Here is a 21536-nt window from a genome sequence, read left to right on the forward strand (position 1 = left end):
GGTGATAAAGCAGATTTTAACGCAAGTACATAAAGATTACGCGCAGGCATATCAAAGCAAACATGAGACGTTACCCTGTATGTATTATGATAAAACATGGCCTAGTGAGTGTGAAGTGGGTGAACCAATGGCTGATGGGCAAATCCAGTGGCAGGCAAAGCCTGTGGCAGAGGAACATAATTTAAATGCCTTAGCGCTAGCATTAGAGTGCCAGTTCCCAGAGCAATTAAATATATTTTACAGCCAATTTTATGCGGGTAATGTGGTAGCGCAATTTGAAGGTCATCAAATTGAATTGCTGCAGGCGTGGAATCATGAGGACTTTCAAAGGCTGCAACAAAATATTACCGGTCATATGTTGATGAAGCGAAAGCTCAAGCAAACCGATACTATATTTATTGGCTTAACAGAACAGGATGATTTGCTAATTACAGTAAAATTGAATACAGGAGAAGTATGCCTTGAGTATGTCGGCAAAGAGCCCCATCATGTGCTAGCAGCCTCGCTAGAAGAGCTTCTGCAAGGCTTATCCTATTAATTTTACTGGAAATCCCAAGAGATATTAGATACGAGTTGGCACTGTTCACATCTGAAATCAAAGATGCCAAACCAAGGTTCAGGCAGTGCCCATTCGTTATCGCAAGAGGGGCATTTTCGGTTTTGTTCCGTTTCGAGACTTTCACCGCCGACACGATATAAATAGTAATAGACGTTCTTTTGCGTTAAATGACGAATTCGTTTTGACAAGTCCATGCCTCGACGGAATAAATCACTGTCTGGACTCGATATTTCAGTTAAAGCGGGAAATTCACAGCGCGTCGCGCCATTAATTTGAATTTGATCACATGCCTGCCAATCTTCTTGCCATTTAATCAGTGCTTTATAATCGCCATTGGCAATCGCTGGGATCTTGTATAGCGGAACAGGGAGAAAATCGTCACCACAGTATAATGGGCTACATGTATGAACATAAGTGGTATAGAGAATATAACTAGAAGGAGATTGGCATATATCAGCGCCATTAGCGTGAATATCTTGGCCAATAATTTTGACTTTTGGAGCAAGTAACCCCGCTTGCTGCAACTGCTCAATGGCATGTTTAACAAAAGGGCTGTGGTGCAAAGGGTGCAGTGAATCTTCTAATGGACACATAACACGCGTAATGAAATAACCATCTTTTAGGACTGTAGGGAATTCGTCCCCAATAATTTGTCCATTAAAGCGCAAGGCATTTACTAAGCGGTTAATCGCTTGTTCTGCATTATCTAAAGTGGTGTCTTGGTAACAATCAAATGTTAAATCAGCAACAAACATAATTAGTTCTTTTCTAAAAGGGACAGGAGTAAATCAAGCTTTTTTTCAATACGGTCAAGTTGATTATCATTTGACTGAACTGTGTCATTTTGCTTTGTGTGAGTTACTTCATTAATGCATTTAGGGTTATTTTTATATGCTGCAATTCCAGCAATGATGAGTGGCATAGCGACAGGCTCAGATAACCTTGCTTTTGTTAGCGCTACTGTGGGGGTTTTACCTTCATTGAGTAAAGATGTAATCGCATGAAGTACAGCACTATGCATGATTGTCTCCCGAATAAAAGGGAATGATACCACAATTTATCTATTCTCAGCACAATTGTACAAAGCGTCAACTCAGCTGTTATTACTCATTTAATTGTTTAAGGCGGTGTACTTAAGGTTGCAGACCGTTTGTGTTGATTTCGTCTGCTAACCTAAAAAAATTAAGAGGTGGTCCCTAGCAATGTATCATGAATCGCGTCAATATTTGCCTAAAAAATACTCTGAAACTATATTGGGTATAGCGTTACCTTTCAGTTACCTCAACCAGATAAAAATAAAGAAGGTATGATATGCAAGTTCTACAACAAGACCAATTAGCGGTAAAATACCTAACACCAGAAGATACGCGCGTTGCCGCAAGTCTATTGTACCAAGCTTACCATGATGACTCTATATTAAGAACGATGCTAGAGTCGAAGAAAGAGCTGGATTATGAAGCTAAATTAAGGGCGTTGATCAGAGAAGAGTTGGCCAGCTTTGGTCAAGGACGTCAACCAATGATTGGCTTATTTGAGGCTGACCGCTTGGTTGCAGTTGCGTGTATTTTCGAAGCGAAAAGTGATCTTCAAGCATCTCGTTATTGGCATTGGAGACTAAAGTTAATGATGAGTGCAGGGTACTTACAAACTCAACAGCTGATTGAAAAAGAAGATACTATTCGCGCTTCACTTGACGAGTATGGTCATTATTACTTTTTAGCATTTATTGCTGTTGACCCGCATATACAAGGTCAAGGGTTAGGACATTATTTGCTCTCAGGCTTAGATGACTTAGTACTGAGCAATGAAGCATCTTCAGGTATGGCAGTTTTTGTGACCAATGTAGAACAAAAAGCATTCTTTTTAGGTCATGGGTATCAGCAAATAAAAACGTTAGAGTTTAACAAGGTAAGTGGTGAGCTTATGTTTAAAGCAAAAACGACGGACATAATGGAAGGTGGCTTGTAGGACTTTTCTCACATGGATGTAGGTAAAAGTGTTTTGTAACAGGGTTATTAACAATGATTATCATTCTACATTATTGTTTTAAATAGAGTTGTTGATTATTTCAAAAAAAAGTATGCAAAATTATTACTTTTTTGGCCTTTTCGTTTGGTGATGTAAGCGTAAACTTAGTCATGTCAGGAAGGCGAAGTGGCAGCAGCTACTTAAAGGATTGTAAGAATAAGGATATTTGGTTTTGATTTGCAAGGAGCAAAGGGAACAAGGATTGAAGGTTTAGGAACTCATAGGATGTGAGATTATAGCGGAGCTATAAAAAGGAAGGACTAACACAGGATGTGTTAATGGAGCGCTAGAAGGATTAGGTGTAGAGGATGCCAAGGTGGCGGTGCGTATGGGATATACGCAATAAGGATAGGTAGGAGTGCGCAAGGAGCGCAAGGAACACCCGATGGATTAGCGGGAAGAGGACAGCCAAGATGGCAAAGGGAGCACAGGAAGTGTTTTAGGATGAAGACAAGGATGATGATCGGGTTTTCAGGATGTATACCCGTTCAGGGGATGATGAATAGGATGGCTTCACGCAAGGTATCGGATACCTAGCATGGATGTGCTCAGATTAGGGCGCACACTGGTTGCGCCTTAGTTTTTTGTAACCTTTAGTATCTAACCAGCCCTTCCTTTAAACATGTTGATACTGAGTTTTACCAATCAATCTGGTAATCGCTTGAGAGTTAGTTGTTACATGATTTTTTGTTTATCAAAATAATACGAATACACAGTAATTTATTTTTTTAAATTAAAATGTTGCTGAGTTTCATCTATGTGAAGAAAGGGGGTCTTGCAGACAGATTGTCTATGTGAGTTGTAAGGCAAGTAATAAATCTTTCTTAGACTGTTCGGGCGTCTTATTTGCAGTATCAATGATGATGCGTTGACTGTGCCATTCTTCATATTCTCGTTGACATACAGTGTCCCAAGTCGGAAGTTTAAGGTGAGGGATGTCACTTTGTCTAGATTCGACGCGTTGACGATGCTGTTTTAAATCGGAGCAAATTACTTCAATATCACGATGAGGAACATGACATGTTTGAGCTACTTGCCACCAGGCGACTCTGGAAGCGTAAATAGGGTTAGTTGAATCAGCTATCACGGTTTGACCGATGTTTAAATTATCTTTAGCTAATTGAAAAGCAATGTGATAGCCATGATCATAGAGGTTTTCAATCTTGGTGTTGCGCATCGTTTGCTCGATTGAATCAATTCGAAAGTAGGTTGCATTAAGATATTGAGCTAAAAACTGTGATAAGGTTGACTTTCCTGTACCTGGTAAACCTGAAAAAATATAAAGCAAAACGACTCCTATAATATTTGTACATACCTTGGTTTTGCTATGCGCAGTAAGCCTGCCACTCATTATGTTCAAGCCAAAATATTTTACCAAATCCAGATATAAATCGAACACGAATAACATCAACTTGCCAGATATGGAAATCAGCTAAGTTCATATATTGACTGGCCGACGGGTATTTTTCGATAAATTGCTGTATGAGTATTGCGCTTTCACATCTAGGTAATTTGGTTGCGTCACCTATGAGGGTTAACCTAGAATTCTCCGGATCATCTTGGCTTTTTTGATCAAAAACAGTTAACGACAATGCACTGTTATGCGAAAGGTTTTTTGCATGTTGGGCAATATCGCTAATAAACAGATAAGCCTGATTAGCGTCGCTGTTTATGAATTGTACTGTTGAGCCAAACGGATAGCCCTTCATGGTATGAGAATGTGTTGAAAGCACACCCATTGTACTGACACGTAATAGTGATTTTGCTTCCTTTAATACTTGTTCACGCATCTGGTTTCCTAATTAGTTAAAATAAAGGGTTAAATTACCACAAAAAGTTGTATGAATGCTGAGTGTGTGCCACTTTTTGTGTATGCGGGAAAGCTATTTTTGATATTTATGAGACGTACAGTGGCGTGATAAATAAAGTAATTATTCTAATGTTAAATCATTTGTGGGATATTAGTCCCTAGTAGGGCTTAAATTTTTACAAAGGGTGTTGCTTAAAGCACAATTAAACCATGTTTAAACAGTTATCGATAAAACAGAAGATTATTTCGGGCTTTTCAGGCCTTGGGCTATTACTGGTAGTGGCGAGTGCGCTTGCATACGTGGCTTTAAGGCAAATATCGGCTGCGAATATCGAAGTTAAATTGGTGGCGGTTCCAATCTTACATATCGCGGATGAATTGCGGTTGCAGCAAGTAATGCTCAGTAAACTTATTACACAAGCTTTTTCACAAAACGACGTAGCGGCGTTAAATCGTTCTAAGAAAACATTTGTAACGTATATGGATACATATCAAGCAAAAAAGCATGAATTGCAAACTCTCACACAGGGCCGGACAGAGTTTAGTCAACCTATTCAAGCTGCAATTGAACAAATTTCATTACTAGAACAACACGGAAATGCTTTATTTAAGGCAAAGTTAACTGTAATAGCACAACTCACCGAGTATCATAGTCAGTTTTCTCAATTGCAACAAAGTTATGAGCAAGCCAGTAGCGCTATGCTTGATTTAGAGTTGATTGAAACTGATAACGTTAAGTTGCGAGATGAGGTTGTAGGCACCGGTATTCGGATTGATGATATGTTATTTACACTGAGCAATAATGCCCAAGGTATTTTGGCATTATCACTTGTCAACCTTGCTCAGCATCAGGATGATATGCGTTTTCTATTGGGTAATATGGAAGATAATTTTCGATTTTTGCAGCGACAAGCAACCGGATTAAATACGCAAACACAGTTTAGTGAATTTATTCAAGCTCAACAGCATTTTACCGTGTTACTTGATGGCCCTCAAAGTATCTATCAAACGCTTCAATCAAAGTTATCGTCGCAAGATAATGTGTTAAATGTTTACGCTGATGCTGAAAAGTCTATGGGGTTGGCACAACAATCGTTAAAGCAATTACAAATGGCGGCAAAATCCCAGTTTACTTTTTATGAGAACATAGCGCAGGAAAAGATAGAGCAAGCGCAAAGGGTGACCTTGTTGTTAGCTGGGGTATTTGTAAGTTTGGCTGTGTTTATTGCCATATACACGACAAAGGCGATGCTAGGGCCTTTGGCTGCTGTGAATAAAATGCTGGGGTATTTAGCCGATGGAGACTTCTCTAGAGAAGTTAAAAAACGGCAAGATGATGAATTTGGAGCACTAATAGATAATATAAACACCGTTAAAAATAACTTAAAAGGTTTACTGGAGGCTATTAAGTCAGAAGTTCATGAACTTGAAGTTTTGTCTGAATCTTCTCAAGTTAGGAGTAATTTGATTGCCGGTAATGCGATGACACAAATGCAGCGGATGGACAATGCTGCTGAGTTAAGCAGCTCTATTTCAAACAGTGCGCAATTGGTCAGCGATGAATCAAATTCAAGCTTAACGGGTATTCGAACGGCAAATGAACAAGGCACGCGAGTAAGTCTCATAGCGAACAATAACAAGCAGCATATGACTGCTTTAAGTGAAAAAATGCGTGATGCTGTAACTGTGATGGAACGCTTATCTGAGCATAGCCAAAATATAGGGAGTATTTTAGATACCATCGTATCGATTGCAGAGCAGACTAATTTATTGGCATTAAATGCGGCAATTGAAGCAGCCCGTGCTGGCGAGCAAGGCCGTGGGTTTGCAGTCGTTGCAGATGAGGTTCGCACGTTAGCATCTCGAACGCAATCATCAACGACAGAGATCAACCAGATGATTGATACTTTGCAGCAAGATACAGAAACAGCATTGCAAGTGATTATACAAGGGCGCAAAGAAGTTGGGGTCAGTGTAGAGCAAAGTGAGGCTTTATCGGCTGCAAGCGTTGAGATTGAGTTAGCATTAATAGAAGTCGTGGATATGAGCACTCGCGTAACGGATGCGGCGTTAAATCAAGCAACGGATTGCCAGAAGATAGAAGTTGTGATGAGTGAAGCGCAGGGTACGGCAAAAGAAAACGCAGATGAGATGCAGCATATGGCTAAAAATAGTGAATCATTAAGTCAATTTGCTAGTTCTATCATTAAGTTAATTGAGCGCTTTAAGTTGTCGCAGTGACTTGCTTTATAATACCCTCACATTCATCAGCTTCCATGAAAAATGGTACGGGGTAATCAGGGTGAGCTTCTGCAAGCGCACTTCTTGTGAGTTTTTCAATGTCGAGTATATTTATTTCGGTAAAACAACTTTGGATCTGGCAATACGCCAATAATTGTTTTATTTTTGTTAACGTGTCTTCTGCTTGACGTTCAATCGGGTAGTCAATTGATGTTAGTTGACAGTACCTCGCTATTTGGGCCAATTGTCGTTGTACGCGAGGGCCATACCACTCAAGTACAGGAACGAGTAATACAGCATTAGCCAAACCATGTGGTGTGTTATAGCATGCGCTCAGTTGATGGGAAATAGCATGAACATAGCCAACAGACGTTCTAGTAAATGCTTGGCCCGCATAAAATGAAGCTTCAAGAAGAGATGCTCGAGCATCAATATTGTTAGGGCTGGTATATGCTTTTGGTAAGTTTTCAAATATGAGTGCACAGGCTGCCAATGCACGTTGCTCGCTGAACGACATACAGTTTATGCTTAACAATGCTTCAATTGCGTGTGTTAATGCGTCCATAGCTGTTGTAGCCGTTATGTGAGGAGGCAAACTAATCGTCAGTTCTGGCAGCATAACCGCATGATGGGGAACAAGTGCAAAATCGGTGGCTGCATACTTGGTACGAGTGAGTGGGTCATTAACGACCGCCGCAACGGTTGTTTCTGAACCGGTACCGGCCGTTGTTGGAATTGCAATATTGGGCGGTAGGCGCTTCAATACTTTAAATAATCCTTTGAATTTTTTAACATGCGTTGTTGGCCTTGCCACTTTAGCACCTATTAACTTGGCACAATCAATCACGGATCCCCCACCAACGCTAATGATTGCTTGGCATCTGTTATGTCGATATAGCGTAAAACCTGTTTCAACATTATCAATCGTTGGGTTTGGTAAAACTTGGTTATATATAATTACATTAAGATGTTGATTATGGAGGGCTGTGATAATCGTTTTGGTTATGTCAAGTTGGTGTAATGTTTGATCCGTTACAAGTAATACATTACTACTTTTTTTAAGTTTGAGTGCGCTTATCGCGGTAGTGAGGCCGTCTCTATTACGATGCAGCAATGGGTTAGGTATGCCGATAAATATGACAATACACTTTAAAATGAAATGATAAGCTCGGTATATCGCAAGCATAATTCTTTAGCCCAAAAAATAACAGCCCTAACTGTAGCATAAAGTACGCTGAGTGCTAGGCAGGTAAGATTTTCGAAGGTAATGAGATATATTAGAAAGTTATCATGGGCATGGGGAGAAGAAACAAAAAAGCCGCTATGAAAGCGACTTTTTATCGAAGTGAATATTATTAGCTAAAGCTAACAGAACGACGTTCTTTATTTTCACTGTCACGGCGAGGGGCGCGTTTATCAGCACTTGGGCGCTTACGGTCACCACCACGGTCATTACGACGCTCAGAACCACCTTGGTCAGCACTGTGTGTGCTCTTAGTCAACTTCATAGGACGTTTACAAATAACAACGTTATTGAAGTGGTTCAATACATCACTTGGCATGTTTTGAGGTAACTGCACGGTGCTGTGCTCGTTAAATAAACGGATATCACCAATAAACTTGCTAGAGATATCTGCTTCGTTCGCAATGGCACCAACAATGTTCTTAACCTGAACACCATGATCACGACCTACTTCGATACGGTACGTATCCATAGGACCTTGACTGCTATTACGAGGACCACGTTCTGAGCGCTCACGACCTTGACCATTACGTTCACGGCCTTGACCATTGCGTTCACGACCTTGACGGTCATTACGTTCGCCACGACGGTTGTCACGACGGTCATCACGATCACGACGCTCACGCTGTTGAATTTTAATATCTTCAACTTTCAGAGGTGTTTGTTGTTGTGCCAAGCAAAGCATTGCACCAGCAAGGTCTTCTTGAGAAAGTTCAAGCTTTTCTGCAAGTCCTGCGGCAACTTCATTGAAGAAGGTAATATCTTTATGTTCAAGCGCATTCGTTAGTTTAGTTTGAAGTGCAGCGATGCGCTTTTCTTCAACGACTTGTGCACTTGGCAATTCAACTTCTGCAATTTCTGATTTGGTGTGTTTCATAATATTACGTAGTAAGTAACGCTCATTATGTTTCACAAATAAGATGGCTTTACCTGTACGACCAGCACGACCAGTACGGCCAATACGGTGAACATAAGCTTCACTGTCTTGTGGAATATCGTAGTTGATAACTAAGCTTAAGCGATCTACATCCAGACCACGAGCAGCAACGTCAGTTGCGATAACGATGTCTAGTAAGCCACTCTTAAGGCGCTCAACAGTGCGCTCACGCGCTTGTTGGTTCATGTCACCATTAAGTGGTGCAGCAGAAAAACCTTGTTGCTCAAGTAGCTCAGCAAGTTGAACTGTATCGTTACGAGTACGAACGAACACAATTGCACCTTCATACTGTTCAGCTTCTAAAAAGCGAACAATCGCTTTGTTTTTGTGTACGCTTGCACGCCAAAAAACCTGCTCTACAGATGATACTGTCGAGTTGCGAGCTGAGATATGAACTTGCTCAGCATTATCTAAGTACTTAGAACAGATAGATTGTATTTGCTTAGGCATTGTTGCTGAGAACAAACAAGTTTGTTTATTTTCAGGTGTCTTTTCCATGATGTTTTCTACATCATCGATAAAGCCCATGCGTAACATTTCATCAGCTTCATCTAATACTAACGCTTTAAGATCAGATAAATTGATTGTTTTACGGTTAATATGGTCAATTAATCGACCTGGCGTAGCAACGATAATCTGTGCACCACGACGTAGAGCACTTAGTTGAATACCATAGCTTTGGCCACCATAAAGTGCTAATACTTCGACACCTTTGGTAAATTTAGCATATTGTTCAAACGCCTCTGCCACCTGAATGGCAAGTTCGCGTGTTGGTGTTAACACCAATATTTGTGGCTGCTTCGTAGCCGGGTCAATATTATTTAATAGTGGTAATGCAAATGCTGCAGTTTTACCTGTACCCGTCTGCGCTAGTCCCAGTACGTCCTTTCTTTCTAGCAATAACGGTATACATTGAGCTTGGATCTCAGATGGTGTCTTATATCCTTGCTCTTCGACTGCTTTTAAAATTGCAGGAGAAAGATCTAAAGATTTAAACGTAACTGGTTCTGACATTAATGCGCCTCAACGATTTTAAAGAGGCGCGCATTGTATAGGAAAAGACTAGCAAATGCTTGTATAAATTAGAACTAATTTATATGTGCTTGATGTTGTATGTTTTTTAATCAGCCCTGTTTGAGGTATTTAACATCAGGTTTACGAACTCCTTAATTTTGCTTGAAGTGTGGTAAGTTCGTAATTTTTAATTATACAGGCCTAATTCTGCTTTAGCATAGGCTTCAAAATCGGTAAACCCACCAATATGGGTTTGACCAATGAAAATTTGAGGTACGGTAGGGCAAGGTTTCCCTGCTGACTTTTCTAAATCCGCTTTGCTGACGTTTTCTTTAATAATATCGACGTAGCGATAGGTAAAGTCGTCACGTTCATTTTTTAAGCGCTCTGCTACTTCTTTAGCTCGGACACAAAATGGGCAGCCATCACGGCCAAAAATCACTGTAAACATAGCTTCATACTCTCTTATGTAAATTCTTGTTGACTTGGATACAGTGTAAGGTTTTTTCATAAATGTGAAAGGCAGTTTTATCGATAGGCGCAATCGATTTTATGAATTTGCCGTAATAGTAAATGTGTCAGGGTTTTGAGGTTAAAACCCTGACACGATAGTCGTGCTAGATGCCTAAATTAAAATGTGACGCTAAAGCCAATAGAAGGACGTATTTCAAAGTCATCTTCCTCTTCTTCAATATAAAGGTCGTTTACCGACTTAACTCGGTCATAATCTAGGTCGATACTGCTGACATTTTTTTGCCCATACGCATTCATCAATTCAAGTATTAATTTACCATCTAGGCCGAATACTTCTGTTTTACGCTCAAAACGAATATCTAGGCGATGATATAGGTCATGCCGCTCGGAGAATGCATCACCGTAGACAGGTAGAAAGCGGTTATCAAAGTCAGGGTTTTCACGGACACCGACAATCGGCGTATAAGCTTGGCCACTGCGTGCTGTAAAGTTGAATCCACCTTGCCATAATTCATTGATTTCATACTGTAACACAGCATTAAATACCACTGGTGTATCTGCGTAATAGTCTTTGGTAATATGGTGGCGTGTATCGGTCCGCTCGCTTTTTGCATAGCTAAGAGAAATCCAACCATACCAATTGTCTGTTTTGTTCTTGTTAATTAGTAAGTCTAACCCATATGCTTGACCTTCAACTTGGTTACTATAAAGAAGGTGTGCATCTTGCGCGTGTACGTCAATGGCCAACGGTAAGTTGGTCATTGTTTTATAATACCCTTCTAAAGACCATGACCATTCGTTGTCTAGTTGTTGACTAAATCCTAAAGTTGCATGGTTAGCGGTTTGAGATTTAAGATTAGGATTACCAACATCTGGGGCGATATGATCAATATCTTGCATTCGGTTATATCGGCCCAATTTGGCAGATATGGTGCTTTGATCACTTACGTAATAATTTATCGCCAGCCGAGGAGATACAAAACTTTCATCGGTGTACTTATTGTGTTGCCATTGACCACCTAATTCAGTTTGCCATTTGTCTCCTATTTGCCAGACGTGTGTCAATCCGATAAAACCGGAGTCGACCCCAAACTTCTGCTTACCAGTAATACGTTCACCTTTTTTTATGTCACAATCAGGGTCAAGTTCTGTGCAGAGGTATTGAAAAGAGTCATAGCTGTATGTTGTTTCATTATCAAAATAAGCCATATCAGTAATTAGCCGATGTTGTTTGTTAATGCGGTAGTTTAATTGGGCTTTGTAAGTAAATTGTTTTTCAGACTCTTGCTCAAAAAAACCGTTACTTAAGCTAGCACGTTTACCATACTCCAGTCGGCCTGAGTGATCTAAGGCGCCAACCGCAACTCTTAAATGAAAACGTTTGTTGTAATGATCCCAGAGTAAATTTTGACTATTGAACTCTCGGATATATACGGCATCACCTTGGAATTCGGGGGTCTTTTGTGCTAATTGAGCTCGCTCATTAAAGCCTGCCGCGGCAGAATCTTCAGCGCCTGTGAAATTGAAAGTAAGTGTATTATTGTTATTGATATCCCATAGCCATTTTCCCTGATAGTCATGGTCATCCGGTGCCTCATTAATGGTTACCCCTGAAGGTTTTCCATCATCATCTTCAAGCTCCTCGCCCTTGGAAAAAAATAAGGGTAATGTACTTTTTCGAGCAGAGAAGTAAAAGGCGGTATTGTCGGTTGCTTGGCCTTCGACAAAAATACCAGCATTAAACATGGTGAAGTCAAGAGTTGTTGTAATGGGTTGGTACTTTGGATTACGTAAAGTCACATCGAACACGGCACCGGTGGCATTACTATAACCTGTACCATACCCAGCAGAGTAGAGTTGGAAATCTTGAATTATGTGGCGGTTGAAAATGGAACTGCCAAAATCGTGAAAAATATATCCGGCAGGCATAAAATCGACTTCAAATATATTATCACTTGGGGATGAACCGCGTACCGCAGGTTCACTCATAGAGCCTCCAGCAGCAACTACTCCAGGTAAAGAGAATACGGCACGTAACGGGTCACCCATTGCACCAGGCATAGTGACTAGTTTTTCAGTGTTTTCGGTTATTTCACTGGTAACACTACTGCGTTTATAAAATACTTCGATATGCTCCATAGAAGTTTGGTCGGCTTCGGCCGCGTAACTTGGGAGTGTCATACATATGACGATGGGGGAAAGCGCAAGTGAGAGCTTAGCATTCGTTACTTTGAACATTATTTTGGTCCCTGTGCAAAAAGTGAATCAACAATGAATATCAGCAGCAGTGTAACCAAATGGAGTGTATAAGTGTTTTAGGTTTGGGTAAGAAACTGTAGAGTGTTGCTACAGTTTCTTACAGTCTGATTTTAATACCGAGTTCACTCGAGTAACCGACAGAGCGCTCTACCACTTTGAGGTTTTCATCAATTACATAATAAGTTGGGTAAGCCTTTACTTTGAAGTTTTGTGCGGTAGTACTATCGCCCAATAAGATAGGCATTGATAAACTTAACGCTTCAGAGAATTGGTGAACACTCTGTATATCTGGATAATCAAGTGCTATTGCAATGGCATTGAGCTCGTTATTTTTATAGAGCTTATCTAGGTTTGGCATACTGTATTTACAGATGCTGCACCAAGGTGCGAAAAAATACACAACAGTTTGTTTTCCTTTAATAGATGTTAAGTCAATCCGTTGTTGCGGATCATCGAGCTTGGGTAAAGAGAAGAAAGGCGCGCTCGTTTTTCCATTTTCTTTTAACATACCAAGTTCTTGATATGTCGATACTGCGGTGAACGTAAAAACTAATAAACCTAATTGTATTATATATTTGAGCATAGTTATGTGAGTAGTTGAGTTAGGGGCAGCTTAATATACAGAGACCACTTAACACTACTTATTTATTCATTCAAAAAACCGAAAAATGTAACAGAACATTGCGAAGTTGGGGCAGACACTCAATATGGGCGCAGTGACTATGTGATTGAGCAGAAGTGAAATATATAACCTCTGCTCACCCCATAGTACTGTCATTACTCCCCTAAATAACGTTTTGCTTTTTGGGGTTTAAGTTTTTCTAAGTCGACTAAGACTAATCCGTCGATACAGTTATTAAAATCTGGGTCAATACTAAAACTTAAAAAGTTAGCACCTTCATAGTCACAAATTTCAGTATATTGCTTGAATAGCGTGGGAACTTGAGCCCCCATATTGGCGAGAATATGTTTGAGCTCTGCAAAATCTTCTTTGATGTCTGAACCATGAAATAAACTTTTATAATGCGTCATTTGTGCATTTGATAAGGTGTATTCATTGTTCGGCTGGGCATGATTTGCTAGGCGCGAAAAGTAATGTTGATAATGGTAAACCAACATAGCTTTTGCTTCATCAGGTAAAGAGTTTGATAAACTGACAGCACCAAAAAGGTAACGATGCTCTGGGTAGCGTTTTACAAAAGCACCGATGCCATACCAAAGGTAATCAAGGCTTTTCCTACCCCAATACTTTGGTTGCACAAAACTTCGGCCTAACTCTAAGCCTCGTTCAAAGTATGGTTGCATTTTTTCAGTATAACTAAACAGGCTGTCGGTATATAAACCTTGTTGACCGTGCTCTTCGATTATGTGTTTAGCACTGGCAAGGCGATAGGCACCAACTAACTCTAGTTGCTCGGTATCCCACAGGACTAAATGCTGATAATGCATATCATATCGGTCTATATCGCGTCTTTTCCCACTGCCTTCACCCACTGCACGAAATGCAATCTCCCGAAGTCGACCGAGTTCTCTAAAAATAACGGAGCTTCCTTGGTAATTGTATAAGTAGATTTGCATTCCATCTTGGGTTTGACCCAACAACTCACAGGTTTCTATGGCTTTTTTTAACTCTTTTTTACACTCAGGGACCGCGATCGGGGTCTGCGTCTTCAGCGGTACTGATTTTTTGCTATTGAGTCGATAAAGCTGTTTTCGAATGAGACTGACAATTTCTTTATCTTTTAAATTCTCAATTAAGTAAGATTCAGGCGGGATACTCGCGCCAATTTCAAACTCTAATGATTTTTGGCGTTGCTTAAACATTTCTTTAACTAAAAGCAAACTTGCTAGAGGCTTGTAAATAAGGGAAGTGCCGTAAAACAGCGGACTATTCTTGGCTTTTATAAAAATTGGCAAGATTGGGCAGTTCGCTTTTTTAGCTATGCGCAAAAAGCCTGAATTCCATTTGCAATCTTTTATACCGGTGGCACTTAATCTAGACACTTCACCTGCTGGGAATATCAGTAATGCACCCTCTTGATTTAGGTGTTGCTGAATATTGGCAAGTTCAGTACGACGGCTGGTTCCAGATAAGTTATCGACGGGTAGCAGTAACGAATGCATAGGTGTAACCGACATAAGCATTCGATTGGCAACGACTTTTAGGTCTGGTCGCACTTTGGCTATAACACGGATCAGCGCTAATGCATCTAAGGAGCCAATAGGGTGGTTTGCGACAATGACAATGCTACCTTCACTTGGAATATGTTCTATCTGTTTTGGCTTATATCGGGCGTCAAAATCGAGTTCATCTAGAACTTGTTCTACAAACTCAATTCCCTGCAAGTGCGGGTATGCATCAGCAAAAGCAATGAATTCTTGTTCGTGGAGTAAATAGCCTAACCCTTTTTTTACTAAGCCTTTCACTTTTGGGGAGTTTTCAAGTTGTGGTAAATTTGCTTCGATGACTTTATCGACACTGATCATTGTGAACTCTCGTTGTGTACACTGTAAGCACAGAGTAAAAACATCTTGTTACAACCTTGTTGCAATGTTCTGGCAGTTATATGACAGTTGTCATATCTGACACACTATGAATAAAAGGGGGGTTTGATTACAATAAAATTTTGTTAATAGAGAGAGGGTGACATGTCAGTACTTGTGTGTGTTGAAGGTCGAGACAATACGAAATTAATGCAAAATCTACGAACTTCTTTACCAGGTGTCGAAATACATGAATGGCCCAATTGTTCAAATTTAGACAAGGTACAGTTTGTAATAGCTTGGAAAGCCCCAGAATCAATCTGGGATCGACTGCCAAATTTACAAGTGGTGCAGTCTTATGGTGCAGGCGTAGATGGCATCGCATTGCAGCGAATTCCAGAGCACGTAGAGGTAACACGTATTGTTGATACTGATCTGGCTGATGATATGGCTGAGTATATTCTGGGTCATGTAATGGCGCACAAGTTACGAATACGTGAGTATGCACATAAGCAATATCAAACGGTTTGGAAACCTAAGCGTGCTTTCAAGCATAATCATATTGGCATTTTAGGGTTAGGGGAGTTGGGGCAAGTTGCAGCTAGGAAACTTAAAGCGAATGATTTCTCAGTGAGCGCATGGTCTAGAACGAAAAAAAATATTAGTGGTATCAACTGTTTTGCAGGTATCGATGAACTCCAGACATTTTTATTTGAACTCGATTATTTGGTGTGCTTATTACCATTGACCGGTGAAACGACGGGTATTTTAAATCGAAAAGTGTTTGAGCAACTACCAAACCATTGCATATTGATAAATGTTGCGCGGGGAGAGCATCTTATTGAAGAAGATTTACTCTGGGCATTAGATAACCAAAAACTAGCTGGAGCAACACTTGACGTGTTTAATCATGAGCCGCTCGAAAGTGGACATGCTTTTTGGCAACATCCATTAATTACATTAACGCCTCATTGCGCTGCAGTGACGAGTATGAGTTCTGTGTGTGAGCAGATAGTTTACAATATTACTGCTTGTATCAATAAAAATGCATTAATGAATACGGTAGACAAGCATTTAGGCTATTGATGCCGTTACAATAAAATTAATTTGCTGTATAAAAAAACAGCTTGAGAGAATTGATTACATTCAGTAATGTGGTGTGATCAAATATAATAATAATAAGGTGTAGATGATGAAGAGTAATCATAGTGGGGTGAAATTATCATTAGTTGTATTATCGGTTGTGCTGCTAGGTGTTTCTGCTTTATTTACTCAAGCTACATGACGGAATAAATAGGCATTGAGCGTTAAGTGGTAATGACTTAACGCTTTGCATAGATTTCTTTGGTTTGTGTTTTTTGTTCGTCATTTTTTTTCAGTAATACGTATGTTGAACCGCTTCCACCATGACAACGCAGTGCAGAATGAAAGCACAATACTTGCGGCACTTCTTGTAACCACTTATTAATGTAGCTCTTTAAGATTGCTGGGGTTGGTTTGCTTTTTAGCCCAATACCATGGCGTAGCAATAACACTCTAATATTATTGTTATGGCAATCGAGGATAAATTCAAAAAGCGTCTTTCTTGCTTCATAGAAGCGTTTGCCATGTAAGTCAATTGTGGCATCGATCTGGTATTTCCCTAAGCGCAGCTTTTTAAATACGCCTTCTTGTACACCTTGTCGTTTGAATGTCATTAAATCGTATGGGTCAAGTAAATCCACATACTCTGTAGAGAGGAAGTTAACATCAAGCGCTGATTCTTGCTCAGCAGCTTTACGCTTCTCTAACTGAGAAATTGTCGGCTGGGCTTTTATTTTGCTTAACTCAGCCTGATTGTCATGAGCTAAAGGTGTTACATCTCCCATTGATGCTAAAAATAGCTCTTCATCTGTCATAGCCATACAAAACCCTTGAGTAGGTGAGTATGGCTAGGATTCTAACGTAGTTCAGATGACTTGACTACTGACTTAGATTTAGTTGTCCGAATGTATACACTTTAAATAGATAAAACGTATTAATTAATATGAGGCTTAAATTAGAAACAACACTGGTATTTACCAAGTCCAGGCTAAACGAAAGAAACAACAGGCTACACGCTGCCACTGCGGCAACACGTAATAAAGTTAAATGATTGATAAAAAAGGCGCCAAAGCCTAATAATAGCAAGATGGTGTTTAAGAGCCAGTTGAACTCGTTGGGCATGGTCTGTTTGGTTTTCCATAGTTGATTAAAGGAGCGCCATTATGGTGATCCTTTAATCATGCATCAAGCGATTATTTTTATATATTTCAGATTAGTTTTTTTAATCTAAAATAAGTTTAAGAAGTGCGGGAATAACCCCTTTTTGTTCTATGACTTGGTATCTTTGACAAGTTGATGGGTTATTTTTATCAACGCATAAGTAAAGAATGTTTTGATGTAATGCAGATCGGGGGTGAAGTTTTGAGTCTAAAAGGACAGGATCATACCCAGGCAAACCTGACCAGTAGATACTTTGTGCTACTAACCCTAACTTTTCGTAAGTTATCAGTTGAGGTTTAGGAAAAAGAATAATGAGTAACGTCACAAGCGATAAACCGACCCATATTTTTTTCTTACTCTTAACGTTGGAAGAGGGGACGTCTGAAGCGATAGACGTTTGTGCTGAAGGCGTTGGTGCTTTGTTTTTCTTTGCAGGTTTACGGGTTGACTGTTTACGCTGCGTTTGCCCGAGTAAAGATTGTTTTTTTGCTTGCTTTGACATACCTGTGTATGGCCTTTTGGTTGCAGGACTCTATAATAGATCTATTATGTTTATAATAGCTTATTTTAGTTTGGCAGCCTACGGGAAAGGATAATGGAACAGCAAATCTCAATTTTAATAGTCGATGATGTAGGAACAGTTCGTAGTTTTTTGCACCAAACACTCATGCATTTAGGTATTGACCACGTTAGGGAGGCGTCTACCGCAACCCAGTGTATCAAGGCCTGTGAAGAACAGCACTTTGATATTGTATTTTTGGATATTGAATTGCCTGATGGTGATGGAAAGGAAATTATTGCCCAGCTAAATCAAATTAATGCTGATATTAATGTCGTTATGGTATCTGCGCATTCAACCGTAGATAATGTTAAAGATGCGATTGAGCGAGGGGCGAAGGGGTTTGTGGTTAAACCATTCTCGCCAAAGAAAATAGCGGCAATGTTGAAGAAGTTTTATCCAGAACTTGAGTTAACTTAAATACCGAGTACAAAAAAACCGACTTTCGTCGGTTTTTTTAATTCACAATAAAATCAAAGATTATAGAGCTTTGATTTTTGCATTTAAACGGCTCTTATGACGAGCTGCTTTATTTTTGTGAATTAGACCTTTAGCTGCGTAACGGTCTAGAATTGGTGTAGCGGCAGCGAAAGCTTCAGTTGCAGCTTCTTTATTACCAGCTTCAATAGCAACTAGTACTTTTTTGAAGTAAGTACGCATCATTGAACGACGGCTTGCGTTGTGTTGACGACGTTTTTCGCTAGTGATAGCGCGTTTTTTTGCAGACTTGATGTTAGCCAAGGTGTGCTCCTAACAATCTTAAAATAAGCTTAATTTAATGGCCGAGGAATATGCCTGTTTTATTGGCAAAAGTCAACATATATTGACCACCACGACCTTTGTCTCTTCGTAATTGTAACCTGTAGTGACGAAAACCTTGGCTTTTAGCGTTTGGCGATCAACTTTAACAGGCACATGAACCACAAAAATACGGTGTGAGTTTCTCGCATCCAGTGATTAATGCCCGTAGTGTATCAAATCTTGATTCTTACACCTAGTGTTAGATATAGAAATTTTTCTAATTCAGGCAAAGCTCAAGTTGATGATATCAACATAAGCAAGAGATTATGGCATAATTTACGTGTTTTTAATTTTTGGAGTTAAATGTGGCGAAGGGGTTATTTAAATCAGGCATGATAGTAAGCGCCATGACGATGATTTCAAGGGTTATGGGCTTAATTCGAGATGCTGTAGTTGCTAATTTGCTTGGAGCTGGATTAGCTGCTGATGTATTCTTATTTGCTAACAGGATCCCTAACTTTTTACGTCGGCTATTTGCGGAAGGGGCGTTTGCACAAGCGTTTGTCCCAGTGCTATCTGAAATTAAAGAGCAGCATGGTGATGATAAAGTAAGAGTATTTGTTGGCCAAGCAGCGGGAACATTAGGCACAATTTTACTGTGTGTTACGTTAGTTGGGGTCATTGGCTCTCCAATAATTACGGCGTTGTTTGGAACTGGTTGGTTTATCGAGTGGTGGCATGATGGAGAAAATGCTGAAAAGTTTGAACTTGCCAGTACATTGTTAAAGTTCACTTTCCCCTACTTATTTTTTGTAAGTTTAGTTGCATTAAGTGGTGCGATACTTAACGTATACAATCGCTTTGCTGCAGCGGCATTTACACCTGTACTTCTTAACATTGCAATTATTGGCTGTGCGATTTTATTCCATGATATGTTTGAAAATGGTGCGTATGCGTTAGCAATTGGCGTATTTGTAGGTGGTTTGGCTCAGCTACTCTTTCAAATCCCATTTTTGTTTCGATTAGGAATGTTGCAAAAGCCGACTTTTGCATGGCATTCACCTGAAGTAACAAAAGTACGAAAACTAATGCTGCCAGCAATGTTTGGTGTCTCTATTAGCCAAATTAACTTGCTATTAGATACGATAATAGCGTCGCTTTTGGTTACAGGGTCCATTGCATGGCTGTATTACTCAGACCGTTTAATTGAGTTTCCATTAGGCTTATTTGGTATTGGGATCGCCACGGTGATTTTACCAGCCTTATCAAAGTTACATGCTAATGACGCGGTGGACGATTTTCAAGTTACCTTAGACTGGGGAGTGCGTTTTGTGCTCTTCTTAGGTTTCCCAGCAATGGCAGGGCTAATGGTGATTAGCCCCCTAATTATTACTGTTCTGTTTGATCATGGTGCATTTTCTGACACAGAGATCGATCATGTTAAGGCTGTGAGCTTTGGCGTTGTGGCTTACTCGGTAGGGCTTGTGAGCTTTATGTTGATCAAAGTACTCGCGCCCGGATTTTATGCACGCCAAGACACCAAAACACCAGTAAAAATAGGTATTATCACGCTGGTATTAAATATGCTATTTAATATTGCTCTGGCTCCTTTTATTGGCTATTTGGGGCTGGCATTGGCAACATCACTTTCAGCCAGTTGTAATGCTTACCTTTTATATCGAAAGTTGAAACTACAGGGGGTATTTGTGATGTCGAACTTTACACTCTGGTTTGCGGCCAAATGTATCGTATCAGCGAGTATAATGGCCGGGTGCGTATGGTATGTAAGTAGTAAATACTTATGGCATACATGGTTACTGTCTGAACAAGTCATGCTACTGGTTGGATTGCTGGTGTTGGCGATGTTTGTTTATTTCCTTCTGATGTTTGTATTTGGTGTCAGGCTAAGAACGATAAAAGATGTGCGAGCTTAATCATGCAGAAGTTCGCATTTTTAGGCAATTTGGGTATAATCGGGCACTTTGAAGATTCACGCAATTAAGGCTATGACGTAATGCAGCTGATCAGAGGCATCCATAACATTCGACCCCATCACTTTGGTTGTGTGTTAACGATAGGTAACTTTGATGGTGTGCACTTGGGACATGTCGAGGTTTTAAAAGGCCTTGTACAAGACGCTAAGCGCTACAATTTGCCAAGTACAGTTATGTTATTTGAGCGTCAGCCGCAAGAGTTTTTTGCCAAAGATAAAGCGCCGGCAAGGCTAACTCGATTAAGAGATAAGTTGGCTTTGTTAGCTAAGCTCGATATTGATCGCGTGATTTGTGTGAGTTTCACTCAACAGTTTGCTCAGCAAAGTGCAGAATATTTTGTTCAGCACATATTAGTTGAAAAGCTTGGAGTGAAGGCTTTAACGGTAGGTGATGACTTTAAATTTGGTCATGCACGTCGAGGAGACTTTAATATGCTTAAAGAGATTGGTGAATCCGTCTCTATGCATGTAAAAAGCACGGCCAGTTTACGCCGCGATGATTGTCGGGTAAGTAGTACTCTGATAAGAGCTGCGCTAGCAAAAGGCGACTTAGATACTGCACATCAAATGCTAGGCCACACATATACCATTGCAGGCCGAGTAATTCATGGCTGGAAAAAAGGCAGAGAACTTGGTTTTCGCACTGCGAATATAGCGTTAAAGCGACAAGTGATCCCCGTGCAAGGGGTTTTTGCTGTTCGGGTCAATTTAAATGGCAAGCAGTATAAAGGTGTTGCTAACGTTGGTACAAAGCCAACGCTAAATGGCACGAAGGCCTTGTTAGAGGTACACCTGTTTGATTTTAATCAAGATGTTTACGGACATTTTATGCAAGTGGAGCTGGTTAAAAAGCTCCGCAATGAACAAAAATTCGATACATTGCCGCAGTTAACAGCGCAAATAGCAACAGATGTTGCTGACGCTAAGCAATGTTTTAATTTTAAGTAGCC

Annotated in this window: 21 protein-coding genes; 7 read left to right on the plus strand and 14 right to left on the minus strand. The window is 40.1% G+C overall.

Features of this window, described 5'->3' with window-relative positions; genetic code table 11:
* Nucleotide 1 precedes the first annotated feature (1 nt).
* Nucleotides 2–538: a SecY-interacting protein gene (syd, locus tag J8M01_RS09690; RefSeq protein WP_348772737.1), complete on the plus strand. Its 537-nt coding sequence runs from the start codon at nucleotides 2–4 to the stop codon at nucleotides 536–538.
* 2 nt (nucleotides 539–540) lie between these two features.
* On the opposite strand, the gene J8M01_RS09695 is transcribed toward syd, so the two are convergent.
* On the minus strand, nucleotides 541–1314 hold the full coding sequence (locus tag J8M01_RS09695; protein WP_211057842.1) for a Zn-ribbon-containing protein: 774 nt from the start codon (nucleotides 1312–1314) through the stop codon (nucleotides 541–543).
* A 2-nt stretch (nucleotides 1315–1316) separates the two neighbouring features.
* A complete protein-coding gene (locus J8M01_RS09700) occupies nucleotides 1317–1580 on the minus strand; it encodes a hypothetical protein (protein WP_211057843.1) in 264 nt (87 codons plus the stop codon).
* Between the two features lie 290 nt (nucleotides 1581–1870).
* Here J8M01_RS09700 and J8M01_RS09705 point away from each other — a divergent pair, with 290 nt between their 5' ends.
* The gene (locus tag J8M01_RS09705; protein ID WP_211057844.1) at nucleotides 1871–2527 is read left to right on the plus strand and encodes a GNAT family N-acetyltransferase; all 657 of its coding nucleotides are present in this window, start codon (nucleotides 1871–1873) and stop codon (nucleotides 2525–2527) included.
* Between the two features lie 850 nt (nucleotides 2528–3377).
* Here the strand turns inward: J8M01_RS09705 and J8M01_RS09710 are convergent.
* Nucleotides 3378–3875, minus strand: a complete 498-nt coding sequence (locus J8M01_RS09710; RefSeq protein ID WP_211057845.1) for an AAA family ATPase — start codon at nucleotides 3873–3875, stop codon at nucleotides 3378–3380.
* Nucleotides 3876–3912: 37 nt separating this feature from the next.
* A complete protein-coding gene (locus J8M01_RS09715) occupies nucleotides 3913–4377 on the minus strand; it encodes a pyridoxamine 5'-phosphate oxidase family protein (protein ID WP_211057846.1) in 465 nt (154 codons plus the stop codon).
* Nucleotides 4378–4607: 230 nt separating this feature from the next.
* Here J8M01_RS09715 and J8M01_RS09720 point away from each other — a divergent pair, with 230 nt between their 5' ends.
* Nucleotides 4608–6638, plus strand: a complete 2031-nt coding sequence (locus J8M01_RS09720) for a methyl-accepting chemotaxis protein (protein WP_211057847.1) — start codon at nucleotides 4608–4610, stop codon at nucleotides 6636–6638.
* Here the strand turns inward: J8M01_RS09720 and J8M01_RS09725 are convergent.
* The 6 genes from J8M01_RS09725 to J8M01_RS09750 all read right to left on the minus strand — a co-directional run bounded on the left by J8M01_RS09725 (nucleotide 6622) and on the right by J8M01_RS09750 (nucleotide 15052).
* The gene (locus J8M01_RS09725; protein WP_211057848.1) at nucleotides 6622–7824 is read right to left on the minus strand and encodes an iron-containing alcohol dehydrogenase; all 1203 of its coding nucleotides are present in this window, start codon (nucleotides 7822–7824) and stop codon (nucleotides 6622–6624) included. The two genes, J8M01_RS09720 and J8M01_RS09725, sit on opposite strands and share 17 nt — an antisense overlap.
* A 169-nt stretch (nucleotides 7825–7993) precedes the next feature.
* Entirely contained in the window at nucleotides 7994–9832 is a 1839-nt protein-coding gene (locus J8M01_RS09730; RefSeq protein WP_211057849.1) for a DEAD/DEAH box helicase, read from the minus strand.
* 187 nt (nucleotides 9833–10019) lie between these two features.
* Nucleotides 10020–10283, minus strand: coding sequence for a GrxA family glutaredoxin (locus J8M01_RS09735; RefSeq protein WP_192506714.1), 264 nt, complete (start codon nucleotides 10281–10283; stop codon nucleotides 10020–10022).
* Nucleotides 10284–10462: 179 nt separating this feature from the next.
* Nucleotides 10463–12544 carry a TonB-dependent receptor gene (locus tag J8M01_RS09740; protein WP_211057850.1) on the minus strand — a complete coding sequence of 694 codons (2082 nt, stop codon included), beginning with the start codon at nucleotides 12542–12544 and terminating at the stop codon, nucleotides 10463–10465.
* A gap of 118 nt (nucleotides 12545–12662) precedes the next feature.
* Nucleotides 12663–13073 (minus strand): TlpA disulfide reductase family protein, encoded by a 411-nt coding sequence (locus J8M01_RS09745; protein ID WP_247671078.1) that lies wholly within the window; start codon nucleotides 13071–13073, stop codon nucleotides 12663–12665.
* 269 nt (nucleotides 13074–13342) lie between these two features.
* Nucleotides 13343–15052 (minus strand): GNAT family N-acyltransferase, encoded by a 1710-nt coding sequence (locus J8M01_RS09750; protein WP_192506717.1) that lies wholly within the window; start codon nucleotides 15050–15052, stop codon nucleotides 13343–13345.
* A 162-nt stretch (nucleotides 15053–15214) separates the two neighbouring features.
* Between J8M01_RS09750 and J8M01_RS09755 the strand changes: the two genes are divergently transcribed.
* Nucleotides 15215–16135 carry a glyoxylate/hydroxypyruvate reductase A gene (locus tag J8M01_RS09755; RefSeq protein WP_211057852.1) on the plus strand — a complete coding sequence of 307 codons (921 nt, stop codon included), beginning with the start codon at nucleotides 15215–15217 and terminating at the stop codon, nucleotides 16133–16135.
* A 236-nt stretch (nucleotides 16136–16371) separates the two neighbouring features.
* Here J8M01_RS09755 and smrA read toward each other — a convergent pair whose 3' ends face one another.
* The 3 genes from smrA to J8M01_RS09765 all read right to left on the minus strand — a co-directional run bounded on the left by smrA (nucleotide 16372) and on the right by J8M01_RS09765 (nucleotide 17795).
* On the minus strand, nucleotides 16372–16953 hold the full coding sequence (smrA, locus tag J8M01_RS09760) for a DNA endonuclease SmrA (RefSeq protein ID WP_211057853.1): 582 nt from the start codon (nucleotides 16951–16953) through the stop codon (nucleotides 16372–16374).
* 58 nt (nucleotides 16954–17011) lie between these two features.
* Nucleotides 17012–17254: a hypothetical protein gene (locus J8M01_RS23945; RefSeq protein ID WP_225738292.1), complete on the minus strand. Its 243-nt coding sequence runs from the start codon at nucleotides 17252–17254 to the stop codon at nucleotides 17012–17014.
* A gap of 100 nt (nucleotides 17255–17354) precedes the next feature.
* The gene (locus tag J8M01_RS09765) at nucleotides 17355–17795 is read right to left on the minus strand and encodes a hypothetical protein (RefSeq protein WP_211057854.1); all 441 of its coding nucleotides are present in this window, start codon (nucleotides 17793–17795) and stop codon (nucleotides 17355–17357) included.
* Between the two features lie 93 nt (nucleotides 17796–17888).
* Between J8M01_RS09765 and J8M01_RS09770 the strand changes: the two genes are divergently transcribed.
* Nucleotides 17889–18272 carry a response regulator gene (locus J8M01_RS09770; protein WP_010362280.1) on the plus strand — a complete coding sequence of 128 codons (384 nt, stop codon included), beginning with the start codon at nucleotides 17889–17891 and terminating at the stop codon, nucleotides 18270–18272.
* 60 nt (nucleotides 18273–18332) lie between these two features.
* Here the strand turns inward: J8M01_RS09770 and rpsT are convergent, their stop codons facing one another.
* On the minus strand, nucleotides 18333–18593 hold the full coding sequence (rpsT, locus tag J8M01_RS09775; protein ID WP_010362279.1) for a 30S ribosomal protein S20: 261 nt from the start codon (nucleotides 18591–18593) through the stop codon (nucleotides 18333–18335).
* 365 nt (nucleotides 18594–18958) lie between these two features.
* Between rpsT and murJ the strand changes: the two genes are divergently transcribed.
* Together murJ and ribF are read left to right on the plus strand one after the other, a co-directional pair.
* Nucleotides 18959–20527, plus strand: a complete 1569-nt coding sequence (murJ, locus tag J8M01_RS09780) for a murein biosynthesis integral membrane protein MurJ (protein ID WP_348772738.1) — start codon at nucleotides 18959–18961, stop codon at nucleotides 20525–20527.
* 80 nt (nucleotides 20528–20607) lie between these two features.
* Nucleotides 20608–21534 (plus strand): bifunctional riboflavin kinase/FAD synthetase, encoded by a 927-nt coding sequence (ribF, locus tag J8M01_RS09785; RefSeq protein ID WP_192506721.1) that lies wholly within the window; start codon nucleotides 20608–20610, stop codon nucleotides 21532–21534.
* The last annotated feature ends 2 nt before the right edge of the window (nucleotides 21535–21536 follow it).

Origin of the sequence: Pseudoalteromonas sp. MMG005 (assembly GCF_018101015.1) — a bacterium.
Lineage (GTDB): Bacteria > Pseudomonadota > Gammaproteobacteria > Enterobacterales > Alteromonadaceae > Pseudoalteromonas > Pseudoalteromonas aurantia.

What these genes read in the sequence shown, in the direction of transcription:
- J8M01_RS09695 (WP_211057842.1), bottom strand. Translation starts at nt 1,314, where the DNA reads ATGTTTGTTGCTGATTTAACATTTGATTGTTACCAAGACACCACTTTA.
- J8M01_RS09700 (WP_211057843.1), bottom strand. Translation starts at nt 1,580, where the DNA reads ATGCATAGTGCTGTACTTCATGCGATTACATCTTTACTCAATGAAGGT.
- J8M01_RS09705 (WP_211057844.1), top strand. Translation starts at nt 1,871, where the DNA reads ATGCAAGTTCTACAACAAGACCAATTAGCGGTAAAATACCTAACACCA.
- J8M01_RS09715 (WP_211057846.1), bottom strand. Translation starts at nt 4,377, where the DNA reads ATGCGTGAACAAGTATTAAAGGAAGCAAAATCACTATTACGTGTCAGT.
- J8M01_RS09720 (WP_211057847.1), top strand. Translation starts at nt 4,608, where the DNA reads ATGTTTAAACAGTTATCGATAAAACAGAAGATTATTTCGGGCTTTTCA.
- J8M01_RS09725 (WP_211057848.1), bottom strand. Translation starts at nt 7,824, where the DNA reads ATGCTTGCGATATACCGAGCTTATCATTTCATTTTAAAGTGTATTGTC.
- J8M01_RS09730 (WP_211057849.1), bottom strand. Translation starts at nt 9,832, where the DNA reads ATGTCAGAACCAGTTACGTTTAAATCTTTAGATCTTTCTCCTGCAATT.
- J8M01_RS09735 (WP_192506714.1), bottom strand. Translation starts at nt 10,283, where the DNA reads ATGTTTACAGTGATTTTTGGCCGTGATGGCTGCCCATTTTGTGTCCGA.
- J8M01_RS09740 (WP_211057850.1), bottom strand. Translation starts at nt 12,544, where the DNA reads ATGTTCAAAGTAACGAATGCTAAGCTCTCACTTGCGCTTTCCCCCATC.
- J8M01_RS09745 (WP_247671078.1), bottom strand. Translation starts at nt 13,073, where the DNA reads ATGTTAAAAGAAAATGGAAAAACGAGCGCGCCTTTCTTCTCTTTACCC.
- J8M01_RS09750 (WP_192506717.1), bottom strand. Translation starts at nt 15,052, where the DNA reads ATGATCAGTGTCGATAAAGTCATCGAAGCAAATTTACCACAACTTGAA.
- J8M01_RS09755 (WP_211057852.1), top strand. Translation starts at nt 15,215, where the DNA reads ATGTCAGTACTTGTGTGTGTTGAAGGTCGAGACAATACGAAATTAATG.
- smrA (WP_211057853.1), bottom strand. Translation starts at nt 16,953, where the DNA reads ATGGCTATGACAGATGAAGAGCTATTTTTAGCATCAATGGGAGATGTA.
- J8M01_RS23945 (WP_225738292.1), bottom strand. Translation starts at nt 17,254, where the DNA reads ATGCCCAACGAGTTCAACTGGCTCTTAAACACCATCTTGCTATTATTA.
- J8M01_RS09765 (WP_211057854.1), bottom strand. Translation starts at nt 17,795, where the DNA reads ATGTCAAAGCAAGCAAAAAAACAATCTTTACTCGGGCAAACGCAGCGT.
- J8M01_RS09770 (WP_010362280.1), top strand. Translation starts at nt 17,889, where the DNA reads ATGGAACAGCAAATCTCAATTTTAATAGTCGATGATGTAGGAACAGTT.
- ribF (WP_192506721.1), top strand. Translation starts at nt 20,608, where the DNA reads ATGCAGCTGATCAGAGGCATCCATAACATTCGACCCCATCACTTTGGT.